A 20,169-nucleotide genomic window follows, 5' to 3' on the forward strand; every position below is an offset into this window, starting at 1 on the left:
AATAAAAATGAGCTTATCGATAAATAAATTTATACATAAAATAACCAGATGATTAGCACCATCTGGTTGATCATGTTTCGGACGAGGGACGTAAAAGTGTCGTCCAATAATACATCCCCTGAAAGAGGATTAGAAGTAAGGTCAGGAGCATCACGAGTAGCAACAAGAGGGGAGGAAGAATGAAGAAACTTCCGATGAGTAGGCATGTCAGCAAGAGACGGAGTTGGAGGAAGCGTCTCGTCATTCGAACAGACACGGTATCTTTTTGGCCAGTCAATCCGATACCACCGGTCGTCCAAATGAACAGCAGAGTCGCGCTGAAAAAGAGCAGAACAGCATCCGGATCAGTTGCGACATAACCTGAAAAAGCGCTACGGACGAGCAATAAAGATATCACGATACCAAGGTTCCACATTCCCCACCAATAGACGTGCCAGGCGGTCGGATGATACAGGCGGTAGATGACTTGATCGTAGTAGATCCAAAAACAGCAGACGAGATAGAGGAAGAGTAAGAACGGGAACAATAAATCTTCTCCTGCTGCCAGCAAGTCGATCACGCCAAGGACACCTTCTCCAAGGACAAGCATCGTGAACAAGCCAAACCGCTCAGGCAAGTGATTGCGTGTCAACTCGGGAAGTTGTTCGTGAGCACGTAACGTCCACAGCGTCTGAAATAACTCAATGAGTAAAGCAAGCAGGACGAGCGGTAAAAATGCAACCCAATAACTGAATGTGACGAGGAGCATCGCGGTGCCATGTCCGAGCAATAAAATACGGAAGGTTCTTCTTTGTGCCTCTTCCGTCATTCGGACAGTACCCCACATGAATAAGAGCCAAAGACGTGAGAGGATAAAGCTTAGGACGAACCAGCCGACATGTCCTTCGACGACATGGTGAACAGAGTAAGCGAACAAGCCAATCGGCATCATCAAGGCGATCAAGAGAAGACGATGGCGGCTTGTATTTTCCTCATAGCGATCGGAATAGAACGTCGTACTCCGCCAGACGATCCAAGGTGCGATGAAAAATACCAAGAAGAGTAGAAGCGTCGACATGATGCCTTCGGATAGATGCGCTTCAACGAAATGAATCGCTTCGACGAGAGAAGCGATGAAAACGAGATCAAAGAACAGTTCAATCCACGACGCCTGTCGGTGCCCAGTCGTCGTATGAATCGTTGGTCGTGACCATTCGTGCATGTTCAGACCCCCTTATGCTTCAAGCAATTCGATGACACGCATTGCGACTTCCTGTCCCGATTCTTGCTGTTGCCCGGTGATGAGATGTCCATCGACGACTGAAAACGGTGTCCACGGGGAGGCGGAGACGAACACCGCACCAAGACGCTTCGCTTCCTCCTCGATGCGAAACGGCATGACACGCATGCCTGTTGCTTGATCAGCTAGAGCTTCTTCCGCGTTCGTAAAGCCGGTCATGCGTTTGTCTTTGACGAACGGGCGCGCGCCATCCTTTAGATAAAGTAATAGACTCGTACCGTGACATAGTGCCGCTGATGGTTTTCCTGCATCATAAAAGGCGAGAAAGGCTTCATGGAGTGAAGTGGCTTGTTCAAACGTAAACATCGGGGCTTGACCACCAGCGACGAGAATGGCATCAAATCCGGTGAGGTCCAGATCATCGATGCGCGGTGTCGTTGACAGGCGTGTCAAAAATTCAGGGTTATCCCGATACGACAGTGAGAGCTGATCATGAGCCGAGTAACCGCTTGGATCAGTAGGATCACTGAGTGCATCCCAGTCAACTTTACCGCCATCTGGACTTGCAATCGTTACGTGATACCCGTGTTTTTGAAACGTTTCCAGCGGATGGGTCAACTCTGATAACCAAAACCCGACCGGCCATTGTGTTGTCGATGAGACGGTTGGATTCGAGACGACGAGTAAGATCGTTTTCATGAAAAAATCCTCCTGTTCGTGGTGTGATGGATGACTTAATGTCATCGTATCAAACACGTTCAGAAGGACAAGTACGCACATTAAGGTGAGTGGGGTGCTTTATACTGCATTCCCCATTGTTGCAAGGCACGTAGAATCGGCTCGAGGTCACGTCCCTGATCCGTCAGACCGTATTCGACGTGCGGTGGGTTCTCATGATAGTCGTGACGGAAGATGAATCGTTCCTCTTCAAGCACCTTTAACGTATCCGATAAGACTTTATGGCTGATGCCGGGAACGAGACGTTTCAATTCACCATACCGACGATTTTTTAAGAACAGTTGCCATAAGACTAACACTTTCCACTTGCCCATCAAGACGGTCATGCTGAGCTGGACCGGACAGTCGAATTCACGTGTCTGGTAGAGAAAACGTGCCATGTGAGACCTCACTTTCGGATGGGAACTTGAAGTGTCTGTTCGATGAGAGATGCCGTCGCCTTTGCTAATGCTTCATCGGATAAGGTGCGGACGCCGGACAAAATGTACGGGGGTAAAAACGTCATCCCCGTCAAATTCGCCATCGCTTGAAACGGTGTCGTCAATTGATCAAACGTGAAGCGATTTAAACCCGACGGTTGGTAAGCTTCCGCTGGACCGCCCGTTGAAAAAGCGAGTAACAGTTCCTTCCCATGCAATCGTGTACCAGCTTGACCATAAGCCCAGCCGTAAGCAAGTACCTCGTCTTGCCATAGTTTCAGTAAAGCGGGGCTGCTATACCAAAAGAACGGAAACTGGAGTACGATCCGGTCGTGTGCCATCAATAACTCTTGTTCCCGTTTTACATCAATCTTAAAATCGGGATAGGCGGCGTACAAATCATGAACCATCACGTTTTCTTGCTGTTGAAACGCGTGCATCCACGTTCGATTGATACGAGAGTTTGTTAGATCCGGATGGGCGACGATAACGAGTGTCTTCATTGTTGTTCCTCCTTGTAAATGCGTTCGATAGCTCGATCTTGACGAAGCTCATGTAAGGCTTGCGCGATATGCTGTGGTGCAAAGTAGGTTCCTTCTTTGACGAAACCGGCGATCGTCAACGTTCCGACATGGATCGATTGTTCCTTCAACTCGTCACGCAAGCTATACGCTAGATTTCGGAGTGCCGCTTTACCGAGCGATAAAGAAGCGACTTCGGCAACAGGTGAGAGCGCAAGTCCACCACCTGTCAGCAGGATCGATGCGTCAGGTGATAAGTACGGGAGTGCTGCATTGACGCTGTTGAGTGCACCGATGACATTGACTTCGAAGTCCGCGCGTAAATTTTCTGCGCGTAACACTGTTGGACGACCTGGCGTGTTAGCTAGCGCATTATAAAGCAGGACATCAATCGAGCCATGAATCTGTTTAATGACTTCAAATTGCGCCGCAAGCGAGACGGTAGTTCGTACATCCGCGACATGAGCGGTCGCATCGTATCCTTGATCTGTCAGGCGAGTGACGAGTGATTGAAGACGTTGTTCATCCCGCGCCATCAGTGCGATGCGATAGCCGTCCTGTGCGAAACGAAGTGCCGTATGATATCCGATTCCGGGACCGGCGCCAATGATTACTATGGTCTGTTGTGTAGTCATGAAAACACTCCTCAATAGTTGTATATACAAACGTTAGGGCAAAAAAACTCAAGCACGCTCAAGTTTTTCATTTGCATCCCGAAGTGATTTGCTCAGTTGCTTACTCTCGTCCTTGCCAAGAATCGCCGCATAATCAGCGAATAACTGCTTCAACGATTGACGAAACGAGCCGTAAACTTCTTCCCCCTCTGTCGTCAAGCGGACGTGAGATTGTTTCCCGCGTGACGTACGATGAATCCATCCGAGTGCTTCGAGTTTGTCTAAGAACCGTGTGCTCGTTGAGGGTGCGAGTGATAAGCGCTGACTCAATTCCTTTTGTGTGATGTCTGGATGGAAATGGACGACGAGCATCATGTAGTAATAAGAGGGTGCGAGCTCACCATCGATGGCTTGATCAGCCAATTTTGCGATATTACGGGCAAAGCGGCTCGATGTGAAATAGAGACAGTAGGTCAATAAGTCTTCCTCTTCCTGAATCAATGACATGAATCATGCTCCTTCCATAACGTTTGTATATACAACTTAAAACGATAAAAGCAGGATGTCAAGAGAGACATCCTGCTCAGGTAGTCGATTCACTTTAAGACAGGTTGGAACGTCGTACTCCGCGTAGCGACGATGACACTAGCAAGACTTGCGACCGTTCCAAGGACAGCGACGATGATCGTCGAGGATCCGTTCGGAATCAAGAAGCCGACGGGAATCAGTCCGACGAAACTGAAGACGATCAAGGATTGATAGACGACATTGATGATCTTCAGGACAGGATGTTCGAAAAATGATAGGACGAGCGGTGGTACGAATAAGAAGACAATTAGTCCAATCGCGATGTAAACCGATAATGGCTCTTCAAACGAAATGGTGTTTCCAGTTGAGTGGCGTGCAGCGACAAGGATGGCGACGATCGCGACGCATAAGGTCACACAAACGAACGTTAACCGTTTTAACATATGAACCCCTCCTTTTTACTCTAATTCCATAATAAACCATTTTTCAAATGGGAGACAATCTTTTTCCGGACGTCCAGTAGTGACGAATCGCTTCGATGATGACGTCAGGGCGATCCCAGTGTAATAGATGTCCTGTCTCCGGGACGAAATGGACCGTCGCTTGTGTCATCTCATGTAATCGGTTCGTTGCCTGCTGACGGATCGATGCTTGATCTGTCGGTAACGTTGCGACGTACAACTGAATGTCCGCTGGTGGAACGTCCGGGAGGAAATCAAGAACATCCTCGTGGTGAAGCGCGCGTACGATCGCAGCAGCCGTCTCTCCTCGCGCATGCCAGTGGAATCGTCCTTCCTCCATCCGAAGGAGATCGGCACCAGCTAAATCGAGGGAGTGCGAGCGACGTGCATCCGGAGCATAGACAGCAACGTCTAAAAATTCGTCCCATGTTGAAACGGAATCCTCGAAATCTTGTTCATAAAAGACGACTTCTTCCTCTACGGAAAGACCGTAAAGCCGTTTACTATGATAGCCGCCGTCAATCAGAATCGTGCCGAGCACACGATCCGCATGTTCAATCAAATAATACAGTGACAGAACACTTCCCCATGAGTGCGACAAGGCATAGAACCGCTTGACATCAAGGATGTGTAAGACTTCGTCGATCCAGTCCGTAAAGGGTTTCATGCGATAGTGTAGAGGATCTAAGAAAGCTGGTGTTTTGCCGTGACCGGGTAAATCAATCGCAATCAGACGGAATTCATCAGCGAGCGCTTCGGCGATTTCGATGAAGCTGAGACTCGTACTGCCGAGTCCATGAAAGCAGACAATCGTCGGAAGCTGTTCGGTTCCCCATTCCGTAATGTGGACGGATTGTTGCTGACAGGTGATCGTATAACGTTTCATTTGCCGTCTCCTTTTTTCTTTTACTGTACCATGAGGAGAATGTTGGGAATTGAAAAATAAGGAAACTTTCTTTAAGGAGTAGCGTAGAGTAAGATAACACGTCATTTACATAGAGGAGAATTTACATGGAAACCATCATCACGATGCTCTTAACAGCCGTTACCTTATATGGACTCGGTGTCCTTGTCACGAAAGTAAAACAACGCTTGCGTTAATCAAAAATAAGTCCAAAGGAGTCCGTCATGTTTCCAATCGTAAAACAAGAATTCACGAGCAGCTTCAAAAGCATCAAAGCGATTCTATTGATTCTTTTTCTGACGATCACGTCCGTCTTCACAGCCTCGTATTTGACGAGGCATCCGGAACTGCTTGCTGGCGTTAATCAACCGTCTGCCTATACTTCAAGCATTAAGTTCTTCATCCTGTTCTTCGGTTTTCTGTTCGTGGCTGCGTTATCACACGACATCATCAATCGTGAAATCGAGACACGGACGATTCGTTTACTGGTCACGAAGACGTCGCGTCTGCGAATCGTTTTGGAGAAGTTTCTCGGATCATTGTTATTCTGGTGCGCGACGCTTACGATCAATTTCCTGATTGTCTCGCTCTACGCGCAGCAATGGTTCTGGATGGATTATCTGACGGTTCTGATCGTCATCCTATACATCACCAGTTTCAACATCTTTTTATCTACGATGATTGCGAAGCCTGGTTTGACGATGTTCCTCGGTATTTTTCTCGGGATCGTCGTACCGATCATCGGTCTCTGGTCAGCGTTCTCGGAAAAATGGTACCTGGTACCGTTTCAATACATCTTGCCGTACCACGCTGTCATCATGTCTGGGACGTTATTACTGTTACCTGTTTTGTGGAGTGGATTGTTTTTGACGATCTCCTATCTCACGTTAAAGCGAAAGGATTTGTAATATGAGTGCAATTGAAGTAATAGGATTGAAGAAATCGTTCGGTGCGAAGGAAGTCTTACGAGAGGTGAATTTGACGGTCGAACGAGGAGAAATCTTTGGTTTTTTAGGTCGTAATGGTGCTGGGAAATCGACGTTCATCCAGATTATGACCGGAATCACACAAGCGACAGGCGGAACTGTCGCACTTCTCGGTGAACCCGCTGATCGACTGGATGCCATCAAACAACGGATCGGGGTCATGCCGGATACATCGAATCTGTATCATGATATGACGGCACGTGCGTTTCTTAACTACATGGCAGGATTATCAGGAGTTCGCATCACGAAGCAAGAAATTGGACGATTGCTTGAACAAGTCGGATTAAGCGGAACGGAGCGACAAAAGATCGGGAGCTTTTCGTTCGGGATGAAGAAAAAGATCAGTATCGCACAAGCGCTCACCGGAAATCCGGAATTACTTTTTTTAGATGAACCGACGTCCGGTCTTGATCCAGAATCGGCGATCGAGATCCAGCGATTGTTGCTTGCATTAAAAGCGGACGGAAAAACGATTTTCTTAACCTCGCATAACTTGAATGAGATCGAAAAGATGTGTGACCGTGTCGCCATCATGGCGGAGGGAAGAATCGTCCGCTTCGGAACCGTTGCGTCCTTACAAGAAGCAATGAGGCAGGAGATTCAAATCCGTATTCGGACTGCTCCGCGATTAGAGACATCGCATCTGCCAGCATACGCTCGACTTTTGTCGCAAGCTGGTGATTGTACACGGCTTGATTTATCGATGGAAGAGGATATTCCAGAGTTACTCGTCACGCTTGCGAAACAAGACGTCAAAGTCTACGAGGTGCAGATCGAACGTCAATCGTTAGAAGAGATTTTCTTAGCGGTCTGACCGACTAGCCTCTGATTCCGTCTCCGGAACATCTTCGAGTAAAAGACGACCCCCGTCATTCCACTGACCGTACATCTGATTTAGTTTCGTTTTTTCAATCAACGTTTGCAGACGTTTTTCATAGAGAGCGGGATCCTTGCGTACACTTTGAATCGTATCAATCCGGATCCGTCGATAGAGCTCCGGGAAGTCATTAAACTGTTCATAGACGATCGGGTCTTCTTGTAAACGCTCCTGGATCGTGTCATCGATGACGAATGCATCAGTGCGCATGTCTGGTAGAACCTGTCGTCCGGACGGTTGCATCAAGCCGAGGCGCTCTAAGCGACGGACCCGTTCCTTGTTCAGTTCGGTCCAGTTACTGTTCTTTCGACGTGGGGTGAACCGTTGCGCCAGTTCACCGTCTTCGGTCTTCTTTGCAATTCCATCAATCCAGCCAAAGCAAAGTGCCTCTTCGACGGCATCGAGATAAAGTAAACCGTCCCCGATTTGTTTTCGACTGAGAATCACCCAACAGAAGGTCGCGCGATTCGCGTGTTTCGTCAGCCACTGTCGAAAGCCATCGCGATCGGTAAAGCGTAAGACATTCGTGATTTCCACGTTCGTTCCTCCATTTCAGATAGCAGTGCCCCCTCCACGTCACGCGAGGGGGCACTTTTCGTATTCATCGCAACGGGTCATGATGAAAGACACAATTCCGACCACTCTTCTTCGCTTGATAGAGGGCAGCGTCTGCCTGCTGGATCGTCTGCAGAAAATTATGGGTCTCAGACGGTTGATGCGTTTGGCGAGACACCCCAATCGATAACGTCACTTGCAACGGTTCCGTCGCTGATAACTCATACGTCCGTTTGGCACTGGCTTCACAGATTTGTTCCGCGAGTCGACGCGTCTCCGGCAACGAATGCTCCGGCAACAGCATCATGAACTCTTCACCGCCGAATCGTCCGAGCACACAAGTTGGGGGACAATACGATGCTAGCAAAGAGCTGATTTGCCGTAAAATATGATCGCCGCGGTCATGACCGTAAGTATCATTGACCTGTTTGAAATGATCGACATCGATGATCATGATTGAAAAGTCCGTCTGTTGTGATTTGTAACGTAGGACGGTCTCTTCTAAACGACGTCGATTATCAAGCCCTGTCAACGTATCCGTCAAGGCAAGACGCCGATGCATCCGGACTTGAGTGAAGTGCCAGCGGACTTGATGCAAGATGCTGTGCAAGAGGAGACCGGCGCAACCATTCCCGACGAGAAAGATCGTCATCGCTGTCACGTCATTCGGTTGAACATGTTGAACGTATGGTAAACAGAGAATGAGTGAAATGCCGAAAATGATTGGAAACGAGATGAATCGATCCGGTGCTTCATTTTGTAAGTACAAGACAACGATGCTGACAATCAGATACGTACCGATCAGCCAATAGGCATGAGCGGAATCAAAAACGAACGTTTGAAGGGAAGCGAAGACGAGGGTCGTGATGAAGCCGCTACTAATACCTCCATAAATGAAGGCGATGACAATCAAGGTAATCGATAAGTCGAATTGAAATCCCTCATAGGTGATGGCATTATGGATGACCCAGTAGCCGGCACCTGTCGCAAGAATTAGTACTAACAGATTTTTCTTCAGCCAGCTGTCGAGCGTGTTTCGAAACTGAAATCGTTTAAAAAAGAACAGGGAGATGAGCACGAAGAAAAAGGTCAGAGCGACGTTGAGGATAAGATGGTTCAGCGTATTCCACATATTCGTGTTCCTCTCGAATGAGTTCTGAAAAATAACTACAAAAAAATGTTTCATTCAATGAATATTTATTCTATATAGCCAACGATACCCTAAAGATGTATGAAAATATCTTAATTTCCGTATATTTTAAAAAAGATTAGATTTCTTCAACTAAGTTAATAATACTCTGAGATTTTCTCACGTGAAGACTCGACGAGATAATCAAGTGAGACGAAATTGCGAATGAATGCATACGAGCCAATTTCCTCGATGGATACGCCTAATCTCTCTGCCTGTTGATTGCGGACGTCTTCTGATGATTGCAGAATCTCGAAGCCTGCTGCTTGCATCCGCTCCCCGTCAAATTCGAGCGTAACGACATCTCCATCCTGCCAATCACTCTTCAATTGATGAAAATGCGTTTGATACGCTACGCTTGGAGGATCGACTTCAAAGGCGATCCATCCTGTTGGTGCATCGATTTGAAATGTCGGTGACAATCCACCGCGCGTCACGATTGATTTCATGTGATGCCGATGTGTCATATGACGTAATAGCATGGTCAGACCACTCCTTTTTCCTCTATTATTACGCGACAGCGTCAGAATATCGAGAAAAATTTTCAAAAGAGATGGAAGAATCTTGGATTTTTCTGGTATACTACGTTTTTGGAAAGCGTTTGCACAAAAAGGGGGAGAATACATGCAACCATATGCCGTCAAAGCAACGGGACTGACGAAACACTATCAAATCCTACAACGGGAACCGGGATTACGCGGAGCGATCAAAGCGTTGTTTCACCGGACGTACCGGACGAAAGAGGCGGTCAAAGCGATTGATTTGACGATCGCACCAGGAGAACGGGTCGGCTATATCGGTTTTAACGGTGCCGGGAAATCAACGACGATCAAGATGCTCGCTGGAGTCTTGCGTCCGGACGCGGGGAACGTCCGGGTATTCGGAATTGATCCGCATGCCGACCGCGTCAAGAACGCATCGCAAATTGGAGCCGTCTTTGGTCAGCGGACACAACTGTTCTGGGACATTCCGGTCCAAGAATCGTTTGAGCTGTTGAAGGAAATCTATCAAGTACCGACGTCCGAGTTTGCGGAGACGCTCGCGTGGTTTCGGGAGAAGCTCGATCTCGCACCGCTTTTAGACGTACCAGTCCGACAACTGTCGCTTGGACAAAAGATGCGCTGTGAACTAGCCGCAGCCTTCCTGCATCGACCAAAAGTCGTCTATCTCGACGAACCGACGATCGGGCTTGATATCGAGATCAAGGAGACGATCCGTCACTTCATCCGCGAGATGAGTGATCGCTGGGGAACGACCGTCATCTTGACGACGCACGACATGCAGGACATCGAGGAAGTCTGTGACCGGGTGATCGTCCTCGACGACGGTAAAATCATCTATGACGATACGATCGATCAGTTGAAGGCATCTTTCAGTCACGAGCGGACACTTCGAATCACGCTCGAAGAAGCGGTGCCGTTCGCTTTACCGACGGCGTTGATCAATCGTGTGATCATGTTTGAGACGGATGAACAAACGTACGAGCTCGCTTTCGACGACCGAGAACTGTCGAGCGGTCAAGTCATCAAGGAAATCGTTTCGCTGTACGCCGTTCGGGACGTCTCCGTGTCCGTCCCGAAGATGGAGACGTTAATCCGTAAGCTCTACCAAGCGGGGATCAGCGCATGAGAATCCGTAAATATACCGCATTGATGCGGTCCCAAATCAAGGTTGATCTCGCCTACACGGCCTGGTACTGGGCAAGCATGTTCAGCGTGACGATGCGCTTGTTCATCCTCTATTTCTTCTGGCAAGCCGTGTATGCCAATAAGACCGATGTCTCCGGTATCTCACTGTCGACGATGCTGACGTATGCGGTGCTTGCGACGATGATCGATCAGTTCCGCGGGGGTGCCGGACGCGATCTCGCCCGGATGATCAAACAAGGGGCAATCGCAGTCGAGTTACTCCGTCCGTATCACTTGCTTGATAAACTACTCGCTCAAGATATCGGCTCAAAAGTCTCGGTCTTGTTCCGCTCGATTCTGCCACTCGTCCTCGTCTCGATCTTGTTCATCGGCGTGGATCGACCACAGTCGTGGTTGGCTGGCATCGCCTTCGTTGGTAGTGTCCTTTGTGCCGTGTTGCTCGCGACATTGATTGATCTGCTCGTCGGCATCTTTGCCTTCTATACCGTCAACATTTGGGGACTATCCGTCTTACAGGACGCCGTCATCACGATCATGTCCGGTGCGATCGTTCCGTTGACGCTGTTCCCGGACTGGTTTCAGACGATCAGTCTGTACTTACCATTCGCTTCACTCGTCTACGTCCCGGTTGCGATCTATACGGGAGAGATCGGCGCAAGCGGCATCCTGCAAGCGTTACTGATTCAAATCGGCTGGTTGATTGGATTCTTTGTCATCTTGCGAATCACGTTCGCGCTCGCGATCCGGAAAGTGACGGTGTTCGGTGGATGAAACGATACATAAAACTCTACTGGCTATATGCCAAAAGTCATTTTAAGGTCATGATGGAATACCGAATTGACTTCCTGATCGGTGTCTTGTCGGTCTTCGGTCAACAGTTCGCCTCACTCTTTTTCCTGTCGGTCGTCTTTCAGCATATCGAGACGTTAAACGGCTGGGACTTTTACGAGATTCTATTCATTTACGGGATCGCTTTTTTAGGACGAGCCTTACACCATATCTTCTTTGATAACTTGTGGACGATCGGCTGGCAGTACATTCGGACCGGGAATCTGGATCGGTTGTTGATGCGACCAGTCAATCCGTTGTTTCAAATCATCGCGGAGCGTGTCCAGCAAGACGGGTTCGGTCAACTGTTGATTGGTGGTGGGGTGCTCTATGTTGCTTCCGATCACCTCGACATGATCTGGAGCTTCGGTGATGTCTTGATGCTGATCGTACTTGTTCTTTCGAGCGGAATGCTCTATATCGCGATCAATCTGTTTTTTGCGACGTTCTCGTTTTGGATGGTCGACAGTTTACCGATCGTCTCAGCAGTTTTCAGTTTGAGTGATTTCGCTCGTTACCCGATGACGATCTACTCGAAGGTCTTGATGTTCGTCTTGACTTACATCATCCCGTTCGGCTTCACTGCCTTTTATCCGGCGATGTATTTCTTTGACGGAAGAGGCTATGGCGTAATGGCGATTGCGACACCACTTGTCGCGATCATCGCCTGTTTGATTGCTTATCGGTTCTGGTTGTTTGGACTGAAGGCATTCGCGAGTACGGGATCATGAAAGAAGGAGAACCTTGAAGTGTTGCGACGCTTCAAGGTTCTTTTTGTTTCTAATCAATTTAGATATGGATTTCTTTATGTAAAATATGAAACTTTTGTTATTAAATGACAGTATGAAATATTGAGACATGAATCTGAGGGAGGGGTTATATTGAAAAAAGGATGGCTCGTATTACTCTGTTTGATATTGCTTACCTTATCGGGGTGTACCGTTTGGGAAAGGGCAGAAAACTTCTTTTCACAAAACGACGAAACGATTAAAAATAAGACGATCAAGATTGGTCAAGATGATCAGGTCAAGATCGTTCCGCTCTATACGCAATACAATCAGTACTTAGAAGAAGCGATGCAGACAGGGAACTCAGACGACAACACGAACAGTTACCTAAAACATGTCTTAGGTTACATCGATGAAATTGGTGAGCAACAGAATCTTGATCTAACATATATGAAAAGTTACTTTATGCTACAAGCAACTGAGTATAAAGAACAATTACTAAGTCGGACGAAAGAGCTGATGAAACAAGATACAGAGATCAAAACAATCATTGAAAAAAGTTACACTGCTTCACATCGGGCATTACCAAAGCAAACGAATACGATATTCATCGTGCCTGTTAACACGGAATTCATGGAGCGTATGGATGTCATGGGAGGGGTCGCAGGATTGGCAACTAGAGATTGCTTCATGCTATTCCTTACCGCTGACTACGATCAGAAAATGTTAGATTATGCGGTAGCCCATGAATATCATCATACTGCTTTGTATGATCGGATGAAGCTAGATACATCCTTAGAAGATGAAGCTAGTCCACTGATCCATTCACTCCTTCTTGAAGGAAAAGCGGATCAGTTCGCGAAACACGTGGTTAAAGGTGTGACACCAGCTTGGGTCGAGCCATTAGAAGAAGAGACGAAACAGCGTGTTTTACGTTTAATGAAAAATGGTGAGTTAACGCAAGATGATATCATGGACGGAAATAAGGATAAGGATGTACCTTTGTGGAGTATGTACCGATTAGGTAAAGATATCATGGACGCATATCTTGAAAAACATCCTTCAGAATCGATAGCAGATTGGACGACTAAAGACGCGGAAACGATTATAAAGGATTACAAGTATAAAAATGATCTACTTTGATTCAAAAAATAGACCCGTCAGCATCAAGAAGCTGATTGGTCTATTTTTGTACTTTTGAAATTTTTCGAAATTAAGTCGAACGCTTTTGAACGATGGATGAACAGAAATAAAACGGCGAACGTGTTTTTTAAGAAATATCAGTTCGGGCGAGTGAACGGATTGTTGTTGACATAGCAGGGGAGACAGGATGAATCTGTTCGATGTAATCGAGGATCACTAGTGCAGCCGTTTTATTATGCGAATAGCCTGGCATCATCTCTGAGAATTGGTTGACCATTTCTGGGAAACGTTGCTCAATCCGACGTTCCGGAGCAAACGGATCAACAGATGTCGCTTCCTCTTTTTCAAATGAGGACAGAACGTGTAACAATTGACCAACGGCAAATTGTTGAATCAAACGGAAAGCTGATAAGGTTTCGCCACGTGCTTCGCGACAGAGCCCGACATACAGGTTCGTCAGTGCTTCATGAATGGCGTAATCGACGGATGGATGTTCGCTCGAACTATTACGCGGTAGTGGGACTAAGCGTTCAAACGCGTCGAAGGAAGGGTCGCACCACACGATACGGCCAGCAGAAAATGCAATTTCAGAAAGCTCATCTAGTTCGAAGATCGCAAATTCGGCATAGATACCGTCGTCAAACATGACTTTATGTCCATCCTGCGTATTTTGAAATTGAAAGTGTAGCGAATGTGTGTTTTCTAACCAGTCGAGTTGCTCGATGAATCGAGTCTTTTTACCGGGTTTAGCGATGACGAAAAAGTCTAAGTCCGAATAGTCATCAAGTCGTCCAAGTTCTTGACCGACAGAACCGAGTCCGAGCAGGACAAGCGCATCATCCGTTTGTGCAATCGTTTGCCCGATTGCATCCAATCGGTCCAATAGTACGTCTCTATGTGTCATCTCTGTTGCTCCCTTGTTTTAGTGTCTCTATGTAAAAAACGCGGACGCCTCGATAGAAAAGAGTCCGCGGTTATCGGAAGTACGATCAAAAATGATCGCTTTGCATCTTATGGAGCAATTGGTCGAACGTCTCGTGGTCCTTTGATGTAAAGGCACGGAAATAACGATCATCAATCTCTTCGATCTCGGGAGCTGACGTTTGAATCAGCGCTGCACCATCTTCCGTCAAGAGAATCCGTTTTTCCCGGTTGATTCGTTTTCGGATGACGAGGTGTTCCGCGAGTAACTTCTTCACCGTTTGCGAAATGGCACCGCTTGAGAGTTCGAGCGTGCGTTCAAGTGATTTTTGTGTCGCACTCTCTTGATGATACAAGGTCATTAATAAATCGAATTGGGATTTTGAGAGTCCTTTTGGTTTCAATACATCGTTGACTTCTTTCGAATAACGAGAATGGATCCGCTGAATGGCGTTCCAATGTTGCATTGAAGATTCGAATGTGAAGGTCATGATTTTTCCTCCTCTTCTGTCATGCAGGGTTGAGCTTATCGAAGAAACGGATTAATTCTTCCTGTTGTCGAGCCGTCAAAGCGGCGAATTGTTCCTGTTGAAAACGTTCATAGGCAGGCAACACTTCTTGCAGAATGGCTGTTCCTTTTTCCGTCAAGAGCAAATAGTTCGTCTTCCATTTGCGCTTACGGGTGATAAGTTGCCGATCGAATAAGCGTTTGATTCCGTGTGAAATCGTGCCATCGGTCACTTGGATCCGTTCAGCGATTTCCTTCTGGCTCGTGCATGAGGTCGTCTGTAGGCAACGCAATACTTCAAGATTCGTATGGGAGAGATCCCACTGTTTCAAGAAAGCATTGACGCGCTTGATTTGTTGATTATGATACGTCGAAATCGTATGCCAGCATGTCATGGGGTATGTCTCTGTCATTATTGTCATGAGGAACCTCTTAAATGTAGAATGTACTGCTGATGAATTACTTTTACCATACCATATTAAAAATATGTAGTGCTACTAGTTTGAACGTAAACCCATCACTTCCCATCATTACCTAGGAACTGTACAAAAAAAGACCTGAACGTGTCAGGTCGGTTCAGGAAGGAATCCCATTCGAAAGCGTGAGATAGGAATCCGTTAACTGGAATCCATATTTCGTAAAACATTGATCTGAGACGCGTCCTTGTAAGGTGATTGTCGCATAATCGCCACGAATCGCGTAATGAGTGTACTTTTTTTCGATGTCATGAATCAACGACTCAAGTAACAGACCACGCTCGCCGAGTCCTTCTTCCCGAACGTTGATCTCAAGTAAACAGAATGTACCGTATTCGGTGAGGGATGTGCGCTTCGTTCGTTCATGAAGCACGGTTAAGAACGAACGTTTTGAAATAAGGGATCGACTATGGGGTGGTTCTAGAATCGTGACGTAATAACTGAGAGCTGGTGGACGTAAATTACGCGTGACTTCGACGACTTGCCGCTGATTGTTGTACGCGAGACCAACGAATTGTTCCTGCGGATGATGCGGCACGGTCAGTCCTTCTTGCTCACAAACGGTTTGCCACTCGGCTTCTGGAATCCAGACAGCCTCTTCGGTTTTCGCTAAAGCTTTAAAGAACTTCACGTTAAACGGATGACCTCCTATAGGGTATGTAAAATGACTATTCCTATCATGCCTGATGGCCAGACAAAAAACGAGTTACAATCTGACGACAAATGCTCTTTCTTTGCTATAAGTATACCGTGAAATTTCATTTTAAAACAGACTACACCTGAATGAATTGACTGTCTATACTGAATGTATCCAGTCAGGAGGCGAGCATATGAAACCAGTCGAAGGTCCGTTTTTCCATGGCACGAAAGCCACGTTGCAAATCGGTGACAAATTGAAACCAGGGCATGCATCGAATTTTCGTGAACAACCGCTCCAGCACGTCTATTTCACGGCAACACTTGATGCAGCGAAGTGGGGCGCGGAGCTCGCACAATCTGACGCTCCGGAACGTATCTACCTCGTTGAGCCACTCGGAGCGTATGAGGATGATCCGAACTTGACGAACAAACGGTTCCCAGGCAATCCGACCCGGTCGTATCGTTCGACGGAACCCGTGAAGATCATCGCTGAACTCGGAACGTGGGAACGGCATACAGACCAGGAGATTGAGAAGATGAAAGCATCCCTGCAGCGGTTACGCGCAGAAGGGAAGGATACAATCATCGACTAAACGAACGGGGGAGAAGACTTGCCTGAATATGATTTTAAATCGATCCAACCGACGAACAACGTCATTGATCAATTATTAGTTAATCACTTACATGCCATCCGCCTGAATCAAGACGACGAGCGATGGATCACGATCCTCGAAGATCCATTCGTTCCACCCATTGAAACGATTGTTGGAGTCTATTGTGTCTACCGAAAATCAATTCTTGATCTGTTGCAAGGTAGGATTGCCTCCATCGAATCGTATGACTTTCAGAATGCATCTGCGAACGACAAACTTCTGACAGCAGAAGATGTCGAAGGAGTGCTTGATATGGCGACATTCGTCGTCATCGCATCAGAAGACGATACCTATATGTCTCACTACTTCATCGGCAGTGAGGCAGAGAAACTTAATTCGATCTTAAATGTATGCTTTGGTCATCCGAATTTGATTGACGATCAATCGATGGAACGTTCCATCAAACGCTTCGAGCAGGATGTTTTGATCGTTGAAAAGATGGGATTCATGAAATTGCTTCGAAATGAATAGAGAAACGAATTGAATGTAAGATAAGCACTACCACGTATTTTTTTGTCAGAATGTACTGCAAGGTGAAGATGGAATGGTACAATATGTAAAAAGGGGGCGTTTATATGTCTCGCTTCAAACAAGAAAAGAAACAACCACTCGATCATCTCCGCGATGGTGTCGATCAAGGTCTCGGTAGTGCCGTACCCCGTGGGCAAAACGACGGAATGCGTGGTCTAGAGATGCTCGCGGTGCTTGTCGTCCTCGGTGGAGGATATCTACTGTATCAATGGTTCATGTAATGTAAAACGCATCATCCTGTATAGGACGATGCGTTTCATTATGTATTCATGTATTATTGAAGTTCTTTCTTGATTTTTCGAAGTGAGATACGAGATAAGACCCATTCAACCAACTGCATCGCTAGGAACGCACAACAAAACTTAACAGGGATCTCCATCCATCCCATTAGATCATGTGGCAAACCATCATGAACCGTCGTGATAATCGATAAGAATAAGCTGATCAACAAATGTTCTAACGTGTGTTTTCTCATTTTCTTCTCAAAGGATGTCTCATCATAAATATCTTGATCGTATACTCCAGCGAACGCCATTCGAATGATGCCATACACAAGATATGCTCCTATTATGAAAAAGCTAAACCCCCACTCAGCCAGCGGACGATCTAACACCATCCCGCGTACGATGATATCGAGTATCGCTATGCAGAAGACGAAGATTCCTGCTTCGAAAAACACTTTTGTCCCCTGTTGTTGAACCCGTTCATCCGTTTCTTTTTTAATACCAAAGAATTCTAACCACTTACTCATGCTGTTCCTCCCAAAATAATGTATTTAAATCCGTTTCTAAGGCGTGTGCGATGTCTAAACAAAGTCGAAGACTCGGATTGAACTTATTCGCTTCAATCAAGGCAATCGTTTGTCGTGTGACATGTACTTTCTCTGCTAGTTGACCTTGTGTTAAGCCTTGCTGCATGCGAAGTTGTTTCATCGGACTCAACGATGTAGACATATCTATCCACTCCTTTACAAATATTCCCTTAGCTATTATGTCATATATAGATGACATATGCAATGTATATATTGCAAAAAAACATCGCCCCTCATGAGGACGATGCTTCTTTTTGTTCGATTTCACTGACGATATCATCCAGTGTGACGTGAGCGAGCACCTTTTCAAGAGCAGATTGCGCAAGCTCAAAGATTGGTGTGACCGTCGATTGGATGTTTCGTCCAACCGGGCAATCTGGGTTCGGTGCGGCATGGACGCCGAACAGTTCCTTGTCCGGTACGACAGCGACGGCTTGATAAACGTCAAGTAGCGTGATGCGAGATAACGGGCGTGCGAGTCGCGCACCGGCGACACCCGGGCGGACCTCAATCAGATCGGCTTTTTTGAGCATGCTCATGATTTTACGGATGACGACCGGATTCGTATTGACGCTGCCAGCAATCAAGTCGGATGTCATCTTCTCGTCGGTCGCGATCAACGAGAGAATATGGATGCCGACGGAAAAACGTGTACTGATAGCCAACGGATGATCCTCCTTCTTAAAAACATTGTTCTCTCATTATACGTCGTATTGTTCATTTGGCAAGAAACGGGGAATAGGAACAACACGGTTGACAAACAAAGTGATTGTAACTATATTGGTTACATGTAATCAAAGTAGTTACATATCAAAAGGAGGAATCATCATGAACATCGGAATCATCGGCGCAACAGGAAAAGCAGGACAATTGATTTTACAAGAAGCAATCACACGCGGGCATGACGTCACGGCAATCGTCCGTAACGCAGCAAAAGTGACCGCAGACGTCACGATTCTCGAGCGCGATGTGCTCGCGCTGACGAAAGACGACTTGAACGGGTTTGACGCAATCGTCAATGCGTTTAACGCAGCACCGGGTGAGGAAACGAAACATATCGAAGTCGGTCGTCATTTAATCAACGTGTTAGCAGGAAGCAAGACACGACTATTCGTAGTCGGTGGCGCGGGAAGTCTATTCGTCGATGCTGAGCATAATGTACGTGTCATGGAAACACCGGATTTCCCGGAAGCGTATTATCCGACAGCTTCGAACATGGGGAAAAACTTGATCGAACTGCAAGGGCAGCAAGACGTGACATGGACGTATCTCAGCCCCGCTGGATTCTTTGATCCGAGCGGTCAACGTACAGGAGCGTATACAGTCGGCGGTGAGCAGATGATTTTAAACGCAAAAGGGGAAAGCTACATCAGTTACGCGGATTACGCTATCGCTGTAGTCGATGAGCTTGAAAACGCGCAACATCTCAACGAACGGTTCTCGGTCGTTGGCGAACAAGGGTGATGGTGTAAGACCGACTTACGTAGTCGGTCTTTTTTAATGGGCGGAGCGAGAGATACAGCGGAGGACGGATGGCATAATAGCATGGTTTGTTTAATATGAGGATAGAAACGACTAAAGGAGTATAAATCATGATGCGACGAGTTTTTAGTATCATCAGTCTGTTAGCTGTCTTGATCGTCTGTACGACGTCGACGCAACCGTCCCGGTTCGAACGTTCGAAACCGGTCGCGACGATCGAGGATCATTACGAGGGACAAATCAATTGGCCGAGTGAAAGTGATCCGTTGCTGGAGCTTAACGCCAAACCGTGATCTACATATTGCCGACCAAAGCCCGTCTCCTTGAAGAAGACGGGCTTTTTGGTGACGTTAGATGACAGTCATTGCGTTCAAGAAGACGAAGAAGAACGTGATGCCGCTCGTCAAAATCAAAAAGGGGAGGACGATCAATAATTCAAGATGCGGACGAACGCCATGGTAGAACAGAAAGAACAGTGACAAACAGGCGGTCGTGATCGTCAGCGCAAGTGAGGCAATCAATTCATGAAGGGGTTCAACGAACGGAATGAGGGACGATCCAGTGATCGTGTCGAAGGCGAAACCGAAGGACAAAAAAATGAGTAAGTACAAAAGTGATTTTTGACGAAACATGCGGCATGTCTCCTTTACAGAATGTACGAGCGAGAAAGCCCACTCCTTTAGGGGTGGGATGATAGCGAGTTCGGGGACGGGGTGTCTTCAGACACCGCATGTCCCCGACTGTTCTTCCTGATGAAATGCATTTATAGTAAATCTATAATGGAGTTAA

At 46.8% G+C, this 20,169-nt stretch carries 30 protein-coding genes; 11 read left to right on the forward strand and 19 right to left on the reverse strand.

Annotated elements, in window-relative coordinates; all coding sequences use genetic code 11:
- Positions 1–70: 70 nt before the first annotated feature.
- The 8 genes from EXW93_RS07160 to EXW93_RS07195 all read right to left on the reverse strand — a co-directional run bounded on the left by EXW93_RS07160 (position 71) and on the right by EXW93_RS07195 (position 5,386).
- Positions 71–1,201, reverse strand: a complete 1,131-nt coding sequence (locus tag EXW93_RS07160) for a low temperature requirement protein A (protein WP_055967795.1) — start codon at positions 1,199–1,201, stop codon at positions 71–73.
- Positions 1,202–1,213: 12 nt separating this feature from the next.
- Positions 1,214–1,918 (reverse strand): type 1 glutamine amidotransferase domain-containing protein, encoded by a 705-nt coding sequence (locus tag EXW93_RS07165; protein WP_174316248.1) that lies wholly within the window; start codon positions 1,916–1,918, stop codon positions 1,214–1,216.
- Between the two features lie 80 nt (positions 1,919–1,998).
- Entirely contained in the window at positions 1,999–2,337 is a 339-nt protein-coding gene (locus EXW93_RS07170; RefSeq protein ID WP_023468144.1) for a winged helix-turn-helix transcriptional regulator, read from the reverse strand.
- An 8-nt stretch (positions 2,338–2,345) separates the two neighbouring features.
- Positions 2,346–2,879: an NAD(P)H-dependent oxidoreductase gene (locus EXW93_RS07175; protein ID WP_035397624.1), complete on the reverse strand. Its 534-nt coding sequence runs from the start codon at positions 2,877–2,879 to the stop codon at positions 2,346–2,348.
- On the reverse strand, positions 2,876–3,532 hold the full coding sequence (locus tag EXW93_RS07180) for an SDR family NAD(P)-dependent oxidoreductase (protein ID WP_174316249.1): 657 nt from the start codon (positions 3,530–3,532) through the stop codon (positions 2,876–2,878). Before EXW93_RS07180 ends, EXW93_RS07175 begins: the two co-directional genes overlap by 4 nt.
- 48 nt (positions 3,533–3,580) lie before the next feature.
- Positions 3,581–4,018, reverse strand: a complete 438-nt coding sequence (locus EXW93_RS07185) for a MarR family winged helix-turn-helix transcriptional regulator (protein WP_023468147.1) — start codon at positions 4,016–4,018, stop codon at positions 3,581–3,583.
- A gap of 89 nt (positions 4,019–4,107) precedes the next feature.
- A complete protein-coding gene (locus EXW93_RS07190) occupies positions 4,108–4,482 on the reverse strand; it encodes a hypothetical protein (RefSeq protein ID WP_055967799.1) in 375 nt (124 codons plus the stop codon).
- Between the two features lie 43 nt (positions 4,483–4,525).
- Complete coding sequence (locus EXW93_RS07195) at positions 4,526–5,386, reverse strand: alpha/beta fold hydrolase (RefSeq protein WP_174316250.1); 861 nt, start codon at positions 5,384–5,386, stop codon at positions 4,526–4,528.
- A gap of 242 nt (positions 5,387–5,628) precedes the next feature.
- Between EXW93_RS07195 and EXW93_RS07200 the strand changes: the two genes are divergently transcribed.
- Together EXW93_RS07200 and EXW93_RS07205 are read left to right on the forward strand one after the other, a co-directional pair.
- The gene (locus tag EXW93_RS07200) at positions 5,629–6,312 is read left to right on the forward strand and encodes an ABC transporter permease (protein ID WP_174316251.1); all 684 of its coding nucleotides are present in this window, start codon (positions 5,629–5,631) and stop codon (positions 6,310–6,312) included.
- Between the two features lies 1 nt (position 6,313).
- Positions 6,314–7,204, forward strand: coding sequence for an ABC transporter ATP-binding protein (locus EXW93_RS07205; RefSeq protein ID WP_174316252.1), 891 nt, complete (start codon positions 6,314–6,316; stop codon positions 7,202–7,204).
- On the opposite strand, the gene EXW93_RS07210 is transcribed toward EXW93_RS07205, so the two are convergent.
- The 3 genes from EXW93_RS07210 to EXW93_RS07220 all read right to left on the reverse strand — a co-directional run bounded on the left by EXW93_RS07210 (position 7,193) and on the right by EXW93_RS07220 (position 9,493).
- The gene (locus EXW93_RS07210; protein ID WP_174316253.1) at positions 7,193–7,804 is read right to left on the reverse strand and encodes a YdeI/OmpD-associated family protein; all 612 of its coding nucleotides are present in this window, start codon (positions 7,802–7,804) and stop codon (positions 7,193–7,195) included. The two genes, EXW93_RS07205 and EXW93_RS07210, sit on opposite strands and share 12 nt — an antisense overlap.
- A gap of 64 nt (positions 7,805–7,868) precedes the next feature.
- Complete coding sequence (locus EXW93_RS07215) at positions 7,869–8,954, reverse strand: GGDEF domain-containing protein (RefSeq protein WP_174316254.1); 1,086 nt, start codon at positions 8,952–8,954, stop codon at positions 7,869–7,871.
- A gap of 155 nt (positions 8,955–9,109) precedes the next feature.
- Positions 9,110–9,493: a hypothetical protein gene (locus EXW93_RS07220; protein WP_174316255.1), complete on the reverse strand. Its 384-nt coding sequence runs from the start codon at positions 9,491–9,493 to the stop codon at positions 9,110–9,112.
- A gap of 142 nt (positions 9,494–9,635) precedes the next feature.
- Between EXW93_RS07220 and EXW93_RS07225 the strand changes: the two genes are divergently transcribed.
- The 4 genes from EXW93_RS07225 (at position 9,636) to EXW93_RS07240 (ending at position 13,359) form a co-directional block, all read left to right on the forward strand.
- The gene (locus tag EXW93_RS07225; protein ID WP_174316256.1) at positions 9,636–10,640 is read left to right on the forward strand and encodes an ABC transporter ATP-binding protein; all 1,005 of its coding nucleotides are present in this window, start codon (positions 9,636–9,638) and stop codon (positions 10,638–10,640) included.
- Entirely contained in the window at positions 10,637–11,431 is a 795-nt protein-coding gene (locus EXW93_RS07230; protein ID WP_023468157.1) for an ABC transporter permease, read from the forward strand. Before EXW93_RS07225 ends, EXW93_RS07230 begins: the two co-directional genes overlap by 4 nt.
- Positions 11,428–12,219, forward strand: a complete 792-nt coding sequence (locus tag EXW93_RS07235) for an ABC transporter permease (RefSeq protein ID WP_023468158.1) — start codon at positions 11,428–11,430, stop codon at positions 12,217–12,219. Before EXW93_RS07230 ends, EXW93_RS07235 begins: the two co-directional genes overlap by 4 nt.
- 150 nt (positions 12,220–12,369) lie before the next feature.
- Complete coding sequence (locus EXW93_RS07240) at positions 12,370–13,359, forward strand: DUF2268 domain-containing putative Zn-dependent protease (protein WP_174316257.1); 990 nt, start codon at positions 12,370–12,372, stop codon at positions 13,357–13,359.
- A gap of 127 nt (positions 13,360–13,486) precedes the next feature.
- Here the strand turns inward: EXW93_RS07240 and EXW93_RS07245 are convergent, their stop codons facing one another.
- The 4 genes from EXW93_RS07245 to EXW93_RS07260 all read right to left on the reverse strand — a co-directional run bounded on the left by EXW93_RS07245 (position 13,487) and on the right by EXW93_RS07260 (position 15,895).
- On the reverse strand, positions 13,487–14,263 hold the full coding sequence (locus tag EXW93_RS07245; protein ID WP_174316258.1) for a hypothetical protein: 777 nt from the start codon (positions 14,261–14,263) through the stop codon (positions 13,487–13,489).
- Between the two features lie 85 nt (positions 14,264–14,348).
- Positions 14,349–14,771, reverse strand: a complete 423-nt coding sequence (locus EXW93_RS07250) for a MarR family winged helix-turn-helix transcriptional regulator (RefSeq protein ID WP_023468160.1) — start codon at positions 14,769–14,771, stop codon at positions 14,349–14,351.
- A 19-nt stretch (positions 14,772–14,790) separates the two neighbouring features.
- On the reverse strand, positions 14,791–15,210 hold the full coding sequence (locus EXW93_RS07255; RefSeq protein ID WP_058265845.1) for a MarR family winged helix-turn-helix transcriptional regulator: 420 nt from the start codon (positions 15,208–15,210) through the stop codon (positions 14,791–14,793).
- A 154-nt stretch (positions 15,211–15,364) separates the two neighbouring features.
- Positions 15,365–15,895, reverse strand: coding sequence for a hypothetical protein (locus tag EXW93_RS07260; RefSeq protein WP_023468162.1), 531 nt, complete (start codon positions 15,893–15,895; stop codon positions 15,365–15,367).
- A gap of 199 nt (positions 15,896–16,094) precedes the next feature.
- Here EXW93_RS07260 and arr point away from each other — a divergent pair, with 199 nt between their 5' ends.
- The 3 genes from arr to EXW93_RS07275 all read left to right on the forward strand — a co-directional run bounded on the left by arr (position 16,095) and on the right by EXW93_RS07275 (position 17,308).
- Positions 16,095–16,496, forward strand: a complete 402-nt coding sequence (gene arr, locus EXW93_RS07265) for an NAD(+)--rifampin ADP-ribosyltransferase (RefSeq protein ID WP_174316259.1) — start codon at positions 16,095–16,097, stop codon at positions 16,494–16,496.
- 18 nt (positions 16,497–16,514) lie between these two features.
- Positions 16,515–17,027: a hypothetical protein gene (locus tag EXW93_RS07270; protein ID WP_174316260.1), complete on the forward strand. Its 513-nt coding sequence runs from the start codon at positions 16,515–16,517 to the stop codon at positions 17,025–17,027.
- Positions 17,028–17,131: 104 nt separating this feature from the next.
- Positions 17,132–17,308 carry a hypothetical protein gene (locus EXW93_RS07275; protein WP_156357191.1) on the forward strand — a complete coding sequence of 59 codons (177 nt, stop codon included), beginning with the start codon at positions 17,132–17,134 and terminating at the stop codon, positions 17,306–17,308.
- Positions 17,309–17,361: 53 nt separating this feature from the next.
- Here the strand turns inward: EXW93_RS07275 and EXW93_RS07280 are convergent, their stop codons facing one another.
- The 3 genes from EXW93_RS07280 to EXW93_RS07290 form a co-directional block, all read right to left on the reverse strand.
- Positions 17,362–17,838 carry a DUF6773 family protein gene (locus EXW93_RS07280; RefSeq protein WP_035397596.1) on the reverse strand — a complete coding sequence of 159 codons (477 nt, stop codon included), beginning with the start codon at positions 17,836–17,838 and terminating at the stop codon, positions 17,362–17,364.
- A complete protein-coding gene (locus EXW93_RS07285; RefSeq protein WP_023468167.1) occupies positions 17,831–18,040 on the reverse strand; it encodes a helix-turn-helix transcriptional regulator in 210 nt (69 codons plus the stop codon). Before EXW93_RS07285 ends, EXW93_RS07280 begins: the two co-directional genes overlap by 8 nt.
- A gap of 91 nt (positions 18,041–18,131) precedes the next feature.
- Positions 18,132–18,563: an Rrf2 family transcriptional regulator gene (locus tag EXW93_RS07290; protein ID WP_035397593.1), complete on the reverse strand. Its 432-nt coding sequence runs from the start codon at positions 18,561–18,563 to the stop codon at positions 18,132–18,134.
- Positions 18,564–18,726: 163 nt separating this feature from the next.
- Here EXW93_RS07290 and EXW93_RS07295 point away from each other — a divergent pair, with 163 nt between their 5' ends.
- Together EXW93_RS07295 and EXW93_RS07300 are read left to right on the forward strand one after the other, a co-directional pair.
- The gene (locus EXW93_RS07295; RefSeq protein WP_035397591.1) at positions 18,727–19,362 is read left to right on the forward strand and encodes an NAD(P)-dependent oxidoreductase; all 636 of its coding nucleotides are present in this window, start codon (positions 18,727–18,729) and stop codon (positions 19,360–19,362) included.
- 128 nt (positions 19,363–19,490) lie between these two features.
- Positions 19,491–19,673, forward strand: coding sequence for a hypothetical protein (locus tag EXW93_RS07300; protein WP_023468170.1), 183 nt, complete (start codon positions 19,491–19,493; stop codon positions 19,671–19,673).
- A gap of 57 nt (positions 19,674–19,730) precedes the next feature.
- On the opposite strand, the gene EXW93_RS07305 is transcribed toward EXW93_RS07300, so the two are convergent.
- Positions 19,731–20,012 (reverse strand): hypothetical protein, encoded by a 282-nt coding sequence (locus EXW93_RS07305; RefSeq protein WP_058713492.1) that lies wholly within the window; start codon positions 20,010–20,012, stop codon positions 19,731–19,733.
- Positions 20,013–20,169: the final 157 nt, after the last annotated feature.

Origin of the sequence: Exiguobacterium sp. JMULE1, from assembly GCF_013337175.1 — a bacterium.
Taxonomy (GTDB): Bacteria; Bacillota; Bacilli; order Exiguobacteriales; family Exiguobacteriaceae; genus Exiguobacterium_A; species Exiguobacterium_A indicum.